Genomic DNA, 8,971 nt, shown 5'->3' with positions numbered 1-8,971 from the left:
GGCTGATGCACATGCACCAACCCCTCCGCCGCCATGTCCGCGATCACCACACGAACCACACCCAGCGGAATCCGCAGCAACGCCGACACCTCCGCCACCGACCGCACCTGACGGCACAGGGAGGCGATGGCCCGATGCTCCGGCGGCCTCGTGGACAGGTCGTAGTGCGTGGTCGTGGCGGAGGAGACCAGGGCCTCCAGCGCGAGCTGCATACGTGGCGTCGTACGCCCACCGGTGACGGTGAACGGGCGCACCGGGGAGGGCGGCTCCTCCGGGAGCGGGCCGCCGGGCCGCTGTCCCCAGGGGTCCATGCGTCACCTCCGCGGGTGGGAGGCCTGCAGCTCGGCCCGGACCGCGGGGGTCAGCACCTGCCCCGCACGCTCCACCAGCAACGTCATCTGATAGGCCACCAGACCGAGATCGGAGTCGGCCGCCGCCAGCACCGCCAGACACGACCCGTCACTGATCGACATGATCAGCAACAACCCCCGCTGCATCTCCACGACCGTCTGCACCACGGGGCCGCCCTCGAACACCCGGGAGGCCCCCTGCGTCAGACTGATCAACCCCGCGGCCACCGCCGCCAGCTGATCCGCCCGATCCTTGGGGAACCCGTTCGAGAACGCCAGAGGCAACCCGTCGGCCGACACCACCACGGTGTGCGCCACGCCCGGGACCGCACTCACGAAATCACTGATCAGCCAGTTCAGGCCGCGTGCACCCTGGCTCAACTCCCTCATGCGCCGTCCTCTTTCTTCGTCGGATAGCCCTCGTCCTCACTCAGCTCGCCCCGGGCCACCGCCCGCCCCTGCCGTACGCCCTGCTGGAAGCTGGACAGACGGCTGCGCACCCGGTCCGGCGACAGGGGCGGCCGCGGCTGCTGTGGCGCCGGGGGCGTCTGCTGCGTCTGCTGCGCCGGTGGCGCCTGCGGCTTCTGCGGGCCGGTCGACTCCGCCGAGCCGGGCACCAGGTTGGCCTTCGGGACCCGCTTCGGCAGACCGGACGTCGTCGTGCCCTCCCAGGCCGGCTTCTCGGCGGCCGCGGCGGCGGCCTGCCATCCCGCGTCCGTGGCCTGCTCACGCTGCCAGTCCGTCGGACCGGTGTCGGTGGCGGGCGTGCGCCGGAACCACGCCGACTCCACGGAGGCGAAGATCGGCAGGAACTCCTCCGCCGGCGGCGCCGGCGGCGCTGCGCCCGTTCCCACCGGCGCTCCGAACACCGGACCGGTCTGCGTGGGGCCGGCGGGCATCGGAACCGGTCCCGTGTTGACGGAGAACGCTCCGGACTGGGCCGCGATCGGACCCGAGACGGCGGGGTCGGGGAAGGCGGGAGCGGAGAAGGCCGACCCCGAGAAGGCGGACCCGGAGAAGGCGGGATCGGGGAAGGCCGGCCCGGAGACGGCGGGAAGCGGGCCGGTCGCCTCGCCGGGCAGGGGGTCGAACGGGCGGGTCCGCGAGAACATCCCCGGCTGCCGGGCGGCGGGAAGCGCCGCCGGCGCCGCCGGCGCGGTGAGTCCCTGCGGGCGGCCGCTCCAGCCGGACGACTGGCCGGGCTGCCCGCTCCAGGCGGGCGCGAAGGCTCCCGCGTAGGCCTGCTCCGGGTACGACGCGCTGCCCATGAGGCTCTCCGGCAGCAGGACCATCGCGGTCAGCCCGCCCCCGTCGTGCGGCCTGAGCTGCACCCGGATGCCGTGGCGCATGCCGAGGCGGCCGACCACGAACAGGCCCATGCGGCGGGACACCGACACGTCCACCACCGGCGGGTTCGCCAGCCTCCAGTTGGCCTGGGAGATCTCCTCTGCGGTCATCCCGATGCCGGAGTCGGTGACGGAGATCATCACGCCGCCGCCGTCGATCCGGTTGCCCGAAACGACCACCCGGGTGTCGCGGGCGGAGAACGACAGCGCGTTCTCCACCAGCTCCGCCATCAGGTGGATGACGTCGTTGACGGCCTGGCCGGCGATCGAGACGTCCGAGGGGAAGTTCAGCACCACCCGCTCGTAGCCCTCGACCTCCGACAGCGAGGCCCGCAGGACGTCGGTGATCTCGACGGGCCGGCTCCATCGGCGGGCGGTCTCCTGCCCGGCGAGGACCAGCAGGTTCTCACTGTTGCGGCGCATGCGGGTCGCGAGATGGTCGAGCTTGAACAGGTTCGCGAGCCGCTCCTCGTCCTGCTCGCCCTGCTCCAGCCCGTCGATCAGGGTGATCTGGCGCTCCACCAGGGTCTGCGTACGCCGCGACAGGTTCACGAACATCGCGTTGACGTTGCCACGGAGCCGGGCCTCGTCACCCGCCAGCCGTACGGCCTCGCGGTGGACCTCGTCGAAGGCCCGCGCGACCTCGCCGATCTCGTCCGCCGACATCACCCCGATCGGCTGCACCTGCTGGGAGCCGGCGGAGTCGGACTCGCGCAGGCGCTGGACGAGGTCGGGCAGCCGGTGCCCGGCGACCTCAAGCGCCTCGCTGCGCAGCCGCCGCAGCGGCCGGACGACCGAGCGGGCCATGACCAGGGTGATGACCAGGACCACCAGCAGGACGGCGACGACCAGGGCCACGTTGATCGCGGCGACCCTCTGGTCCGACGCCTGGAACTCCTCGCTGCGTGTGATCACCGCGTGGGCGAGCGCGAGGTTGACCTTGTGCATCTGGTCGCCGGTCTCGGTGATCGCGTCGAACCAGGTGTCCGCGGCCTGTCCGCCGGGCTCGATGCGGTGCAGCGGCAGGCCGTCGCGGGTGAGGCTCAGGGCGAGGGCGCGCAGGTATTCGGCCCGGTCGACCTTCTGGCCGGTCACGGTGTCCGAGAAGAGCTGGCGCTGCGCGGGCGTGGCCTGCGCGAGGAACGCGTTGCGCTCGCTGACCTCGCGGGCGCGGGCGGCGGTGAACGCGTCGAGCTCCGCGTTCTCGAACCGGTTCCGGACCAGCGCGGCGGCGAGCAGCGCGCGCTGCTTGGAGACCTCCTCCTCGGTCCGCGCGAGCGAGGCCATCGACTTCAGATCGGCGATGACGCCCTCGTCCACCGCGCCCTGCACGGTCTCGTCGTACAGCCGCAGCGCGTCGGCGACGAACAGCGAGTACTTGTCGATCGTGGGCAGTGCGGGAAGCTTGCTCTCCAGGACCGTGGTGCGCAGCGCGGGCAGCTCGTCGAGGCGGCCGCGCAGGCGGACGAGGTCGGCGCGGCCGATGTCACCGAACGCGGCGCCCGCGGTCTCCGCCTTCGACCGCACCCGCTGCGCCGCCGCGTCGACCGCCGACTGCTGGTCGTGGATCAGCGCGAGCGTCGTCGCGCCACGGCGGTCCGTCCCCACGTAACGGGCCGTCAGGTCGCGTTCGAGCTGCAGCTCGTGGACGAAGTCGCCGATGCCGAGGATCAGTTCGGCGACGTCCTGCACCCGGCGGTACTCGGCCGCGCTGCTGATCGAGGAGGACACCCGCAGGCCGCCCAGCGTGACCGCGACGGCGGTCGGCACCAGGACCAACGCCAGCAGCCGGGTGCGCATCCGCCAGTTCTTCAAGGCCAGCCGGCTGCCCGCGTCCTGCCCGGGCGGCTCCGGCTGCGCCGGTTGCTCCCCCCGCTCCCCCGCGGACGCCTCGGAGCCGGCCGGCAGCGGGGGCGGCTTCCGTTCACTACGACGACCGCTCTCGACTGTTGCCGTCCTCACTGATGCAACCTCACGCGGTTCTCTTAGATGGGATTCGGGCCTATCACTCGGGATACCTCCCACAAGACATCGGCAATTGGAGCATAAGGCGACGAGCTAGACCAACCTGTCAGATAATTTGGCACGGTCCAACGGCCGGAAGTTTCGTGCGACGATGCATCGGGAAAGCCTTTCGCGAGCAACATCAACCGGGGCCCGACTTTCCGAATCAAGTTCTGGACATACATCGGTCCAAACCGCCACACCCCGGGTTACGGGGCATAGTGGATTTACCGACAAGTTTGGTGACATAGGGCTCCTAATCCTGTTATCCCGGTTTAAGTCCCGCTACGCTTCTCGCCCGTCGCCCGGTGCCACCATCTCTCGCACCGGGCGCCTCGCTTCCCCACCTGAGGAGACTCCATGAGGCTGACGGGTCGCAGAACCGTCATTGGCGTCATAGCAGCGTTGACACTTACCGCGTGTAGCGGTGCGGACACGAAGACGACAGACTCCAGCAATAACGGACTGGAGAAAAACACCCTTAAAGTCGGCATCCTCCCCATCGCTGACGTCGCGGCGCTGTTCATCGCGATCGACCGGGGCTTCTTCAAGGCCGAAGGGCTGACCATCAAGCCCGAAGTGGTCCAGAGCACCATCGTCGCCATCCCGCAGCTGGTGAGCGGCGCGACGGACATCACGCTCGGCAATTACTTCTCGGTACTTTCGGCGCAGGAGGCGAAAGCGGGGAACTTCCGCGTCCTTGCCGACACATTCCAGGCGAAACCGGACGTATTTGACATTGTGGTCAAGAAGGACTCGCCGATCCAGTCGGTCAAGGACCTCAAGGGCAAGAAGGTCACCATCGCGGCGCTGAACAGCATCGGCGAGCTCGCCGTCGCCTCGACCCTGCGGGCCAACGGCCTGTCTCCCAAGGACGTCCAGTACGTCCCCGTGCCCTTCCCCCAGGCGCCGGGCAAGCTCGCGTCCGGCCAGGCGGACGCGGCCTGGCTCACCGAGCCGTTCCTGACCGGTGTGCAGAAGGACATGGGCGCTCGCAAGATCGCCGACACGATGACCGGCGCGATGGCGGACTTCCCGATCGCGGGCTGGACCACGACCGAGCCCACCCTGGCGAAGTACCCCAAGACCATGGCCGCCTTCCAGCGCGCCATCGTGAAGGCCCAGCAGATCGCCGACTCCGACCGCAAGGCCGTGGAGAAGGTGCTGCCGAACTACACCCAGATCAAGCCGGAGGCGGCGTCCATCATCACCCTCGGCGCCTACCCGTCCACCCTCAACCCGACGCGCATCCAGCGGGTGGCCGACCTGATGCTGGAGTACGGCTACCTGAAGTCCAAGATGGACGTGACTCCGCTGCTGGTGCCGATGCCGCAATGACCGTCAGCAGAGTGGTCCGCGGCGCCGTCGGCGTCGCGGTCCTGCTGGTCGTCGCGGAGATCGCCGGCCGTACCGGCCTGATGGACACCCAGATCATGCCGCTGGCGTCCACCGTGCTCGCCGGGGCGGCCGGGCTCGCCGTCGACTCGGAGTTCCTGCACGACGCCTCGGTCACCGTCGAGGTGTGGGCGGAGGGTCTCCTCCTCGCGATCCTGCTGGCCGTACCCGCGGGAGTGCTGCTGGGGAGCCTGCCGAAAGTGGAGATCGGGCTGCGGCCGCTGATCGAGTTCTTCCGGCCGATCCCGTCGATCGCGCTCATCCCGCTGGTCACGCTCATCATGGCCTCCGGCGGCGCGGTGAAGGTCACGATCGTGGTCTACGCCGCGTGCTGGCCCGTTCTCGTCAACACCATGTACGGCCTGCACGACGTGGACCCGGTCGCCAGGGACACGATGCGGGTCTTCGGCTTCGGCCGCCTGGCCGTGCTGCTGCGGGTGGCGCTGCCGAGCGCCGCCCCGTTCGTCCTGACCGGCGTACGGCTGGCGGCGTCGGTCGGGCTGGTGGTAGCCGTCAGCGCGGAACTGCTCTCCGGCGGCGAGGGCGGCATCGGCGTGTACATCATCAAGGCGGGATCTGGTTACCGGATCGACCTCATGCTGGCGGCCACGGTGTGGGCGGGCCTCATCGGCCTGGTCGTGAACGCGCTGCTCGTCCGGGCCGAACGCGGCCTGTTCCGCTGGCACGCCGCGCGTGCGGGGGTGGCCCAGTGACGGCCCCGCCAGTGACGACCGCCGTCGTGAGCGGCGGCCGGTGGGCCGGCCGGGCGCGCGGTCTCGCCCTGCGGCTGTGGGCGGTGCCGGTCGTCGTCGCCCTGTGGGAGACCGCCGCCCGGTCGGTGGAGTCCGTCTACTTCCCGCCGCCGTCGGCGATCCTGGCCCGGCTGCGCGAGCTGTGGTTCTCCGGGCCGCCGGCCCGCCTGTTCCTCAGCGACGCCGCCCTCGCCGACTTCCTGCCCAGCCTCGGCCATCTGTTCGGCGGATGGGCGCTCGCCTGCCTGGGCGGCATCTCCCTGGGCGTCGCGATCGGCCGGTCCCGGACGCTGGCGGGCTACGTCGACCCGCTGATCGAGTTCGGCCGGGCGATCCCGCCGCCGACGCTCATCCCGCTGTTCATCGTGCTGTTCAAGGCGGACACGCGGATGCAGCTCGCCACCATCGTGTACGGCGTGATCTGGCCGGTCCTGGTCAACTCGGTGGACGGCGCCCGCTACGTGGACCGCCTCCACATCGAGACGGCGCGCGTGTTCGGCCTGTCCCGCGGCGAGCTGCTCTTCCGGGTGATCCTGCCGGCGGCGGCGCCGAAGATCTTCGCGGGACTGCGGCTGAGCCTGTCGCTCGCGCTCATCCTGATGGTCGTCGCCGAGCTCGTGGGCAGCGCGACCAGCGGGATCGGCTACGAGCTGATCTACACGCAGCAGAACTTCGACCTGCCGGGGATGTGGGGGACGATCGCGCTGCTCGGCGTCCTCGGCTTCCTCCTCAACTCGTCGTTCCTCGTCGTGGAGCGGCGCACCCTGGCCTGGCACCGGCGTGCCGGGCGGAGAAGCTGAGGTGACACCGTGCTCGACGTCGTCAACCTGACCCACACCTACGGCAGCGGACCGGAGGCCCACCGGGCGCTCGGCGGGATCGACCTCAAGGTCTCCGAGGGCGAGCTCGTCTGCGTCGTCGGCCCGTCGGGCTGCGGGAAGTCGACGCTCCTGCGGTCGATCGCGGGGCTCGTGCGGCCGACCGGCGGGGAGGTCCGCGTCAAGGGCCGCCCGGTCGACGGGACGCCCGACGACCTCGCGGTGGTCTTCCAGGACTACAGCAGGTCGTTGTTCCCCTGGCTGTCGGTGCGCGACAACGTGGCGCTGCCGCTGCGGCGGCGCGGCCTCGACCGGGCGGCCCGCCGTACGGCGGCGGCGGAGGCCCTGGCGGCGGTGAGCCTGGAGAGCGCCGCGGCCAAGTATCCCTGGCAGCTGTCGGGCGGCATGCAGCAGCGGGTGGCGATCGCCCGGGCCCTCGCCTACCGCCCCTCGCTGCTGCTGATGGACGAGCCGTTCGGCTCCGTCGACGCCCAGACCCGCGAGGACCTGGAGGATCTCGTCCTCGCCGTACGCGGTCACCACCGCATGACGATCGTCCTGATCACCCACGACATCGACGAGAGCGTCTACGTCGGCGACCGGGTGGTGGTGCTGACCCGGGCGCCCGCCGTGGTCGCCGCCGACCTGCGGGTGGACCTGCCCGGTCCCCGCGACCAGATCGGGACCCGGGAGCTGCCCGCCTTCGTGCACCTGAGGGCCGAGGTGAGCCGCCTGGTGCGCGGCAGACCCGAGTTCGGCCCTGGGGAGTTCAGCCCCGGGGAGTTGAGCATGGCCCCACCGCACGTGACGACCTCACCTCTCATGAACACCCCCTCACATCTGACCAAGGAGTAGTGAACGTGACAGAAGCCAGCAGCGTCGTGTGGGAGCACCTGCGCGGGTTCTACCGGGCCGCGGCGCTCGGCGCGATCGTCGACCTCGACTGCGCCGGCCACCTGAAGGACGGACCGCTCACCGTCGAGGAACTCGCCACCCGCTGCGGCGCGCACGCGCCGTCCCTCGCCCGCCTGCTGCGCACGTGCGCCGCCAGCGGACTGTTCACCTCCGTCTCCCCCGGCACGTACGCGCTGACCGACGCGGGCCGGCTGCTGGTGGAGGGCGTGCCCGGCTCGCTGCGCACGGCCGTCCAGTTCAACACCGCGCCCACGCTCGCGTACGGCATGAACACCCTGACCGCGACGGTGCGCGAGGGACGGTCGGCGTTCGTCGAGAAGTACGGGGTGCTCTACGACCACCTGGGGTCCGACCCCGAGCTGAACCGCATCTTCAACGACTTCATGAGCCAGCGGTCGCAGCCGATGGCGGACGGGGTGGCCGCGAGCTACGACTTCTCGTCGGTCAAGACGCTGGTGGACGTGGGCGGCGGCCGGGGCCACATCCTGGCGACGGCGCTGCGGGCCAACCCGCATCTGCGCGGTGTGCTGGTGGAGCTCGCGCACGTGCTGCCGGACGCGCGGGCCGCCTTCGACGAGTGGGGGCTGTCGGAGCGTGTGGAGGTCGTCGAGGGCGACTTCTTCGCGTCGGTTCCCGCGGGTCACGACGCCTACCTGCTGGGCAGCGTGGTCCACAACTGGGACGACGAGGACGCGATCCGCATTCTGCGCGTGGTCCGCGACGCGATGAGCGACGACGGGCGGGTGCTGCTGGTGGAGCTGGTCCTGCCGGACGACGACTCGGCGCACTTCGGGAAGGACCTGGACATGCGGATGCTCGGCCTGTTCGGACAGGGACGGGAGCGCAGCAGGTCGGAGCACGACGCGCTGCTGCGGGCGGCCGGGCTGCGTCTGACGAACACCTACAGCCTGCCGTTCCACGCCACCCTCATCGAGGCGGTCCGCGTCTAGACCGGTGACTCCCGAGCCGGGGGCCGCCTCAGGCGCGGCCCCCGCCGGGTACGGCGACCCGCATGGTCAGCGCGTGCTCGACGAGGGTGATCAGGGTGCTCTTCACCGATCCCCGGTCGCGGGCGTCGGTGCGGACGACGGGGATCCGCGGCGCCAGGGTCAGCGCCTCCCGCACCTCCTCCTCGGCGTGCGGATACTGCCCGTCGAAGCCGTTGACGCCGACGACGAACGGCAGCCGCGCCTCCTCGAAGTAGTCCACCGCGGGAAAACTGTCGGCCAACCGCCGGGTGTCGACCAGCACCACCGCACCGATCGCCCCCCTCACCAGGTCATCCCACATGAACCAGAACCGATGCTGACCCGGCGTACCGAACAGATACAGAATCAGATCCCGATCCAGCGACACCCGCCCGAAGTCCATCGCCACCGTCGTGGTCGTCT

General features: G+C 70.7%; 9 protein-coding genes. 5 read left to right on the top strand and 4 right to left on the bottom strand.

Annotated features, from left to right (window positions below; translation table 11 throughout):
• From F5972_RS36590 to F5972_RS36580, 3 genes are all read right to left on the bottom strand, one after another.
• On the bottom strand, positions 1-311 hold a 311-nt coding region (locus F5972_RS36590; RefSeq protein WP_150940718.1), incomplete at its 3' end, for a DUF742 domain-containing protein.
• A 3-nt stretch (positions 312-314) separates the two neighbouring features.
• Positions 315-740, bottom strand: a complete 426-nt coding sequence (locus F5972_RS36585) for a roadblock/LC7 domain-containing protein (RefSeq protein WP_138463381.1) — start codon at positions 738-740, stop codon at positions 315-317.
• Complete coding sequence (locus tag F5972_RS36580; RefSeq protein WP_225312227.1) at positions 737-3,658, bottom strand: sensor histidine kinase; 2,922 nt, start codon at positions 3,656-3,658, stop codon at positions 737-739. Before F5972_RS36580 ends, F5972_RS36585 begins: the two co-directional genes overlap by 4 nt.
• A 402-nt stretch (positions 3,659-4,060) precedes the next feature.
• Here F5972_RS36580 and F5972_RS36575 point away from each other — a divergent pair, with 402 nt between their 5' ends.
• The 5 genes from F5972_RS36575 to F5972_RS36555 are packed head-to-tail and all read left to right on the top strand — an operon-like array spanning position 4,061 to position 8,530.
• Complete coding sequence (locus tag F5972_RS36575) at positions 4,061-5,038, top strand: ABC transporter substrate-binding protein (protein ID WP_225312226.1); 978 nt, start codon at positions 4,061-4,063, stop codon at positions 5,036-5,038.
• Complete coding sequence (locus tag F5972_RS36570) at positions 5,035-5,808, top strand: ABC transporter permease (protein WP_150940716.1); 774 nt, start codon at positions 5,035-5,037, stop codon at positions 5,806-5,808. Before F5972_RS36575 ends, F5972_RS36570 begins: the two co-directional genes overlap by 4 nt.
• Complete coding sequence (locus F5972_RS36565) at positions 5,805-6,647, top strand: ABC transporter permease (protein ID WP_225312225.1); 843 nt, start codon at positions 5,805-5,807, stop codon at positions 6,645-6,647. The genes F5972_RS36570 and F5972_RS36565 overlap by 4 nt, the downstream gene beginning before the upstream one ends.
• Positions 6,648-6,656: 9 nt before the next feature.
• Positions 6,657-7,520: an ABC transporter ATP-binding protein gene (locus tag F5972_RS36560; protein WP_150940714.1), complete on the top strand. Its 864-nt coding sequence runs from the start codon at positions 6,657-6,659 to the stop codon at positions 7,518-7,520.
• Between the two features lie 5 nt (positions 7,521-7,525).
• Positions 7,526-8,530, top strand: a complete 1,005-nt coding sequence (locus F5972_RS36555) for a methyltransferase (RefSeq protein ID WP_150940712.1) — start codon at positions 7,526-7,528, stop codon at positions 8,528-8,530.
• 28 nt (positions 8,531-8,558) lie between these two features.
• On the opposite strand, the gene F5972_RS36550 is transcribed toward F5972_RS36555, so the two are convergent.
• A partial coding sequence (locus F5972_RS36550; protein WP_191910503.1) for a GTP-binding protein occupies positions 8,559-8,971 on the bottom strand: 413 nt, incomplete at its 5' end.

The sequence above is a fragment of the Microbispora cellulosiformans genome (assembly GCF_008728085.1).
Taxonomy (GTDB): Bacteria; Actinomycetota; Actinomycetes; order Streptosporangiales; family Streptosporangiaceae; genus Microbispora; species Microbispora amethystogenes.
Note: the sequence above shows the minus strand (reverse complement) of the source record. Positions and strands in the feature narration are given on the sequence as shown.

Excerpts from the sequence above, each read along its gene's own strand:
- F5972_RS36570 (WP_150940716.1), top strand. The coding sequence starts at position 5,035 with ATGACCGTCAGCAGAGTGGTCCGCGGCGCCGTCGGCGTCGCGGTCCTG.
- F5972_RS36575 (WP_225312226.1), top strand. The coding sequence starts at position 4,061 with ATGAGGCTGACGGGTCGCAGAACCGTCATTGGCGTCATAGCAGCGTTG.
- F5972_RS36585 (WP_138463381.1), bottom strand. The coding sequence starts at position 740 with ATGAGGGAGTTGAGCCAGGGTGCACGCGGCCTGAACTGGCTGATCAGT.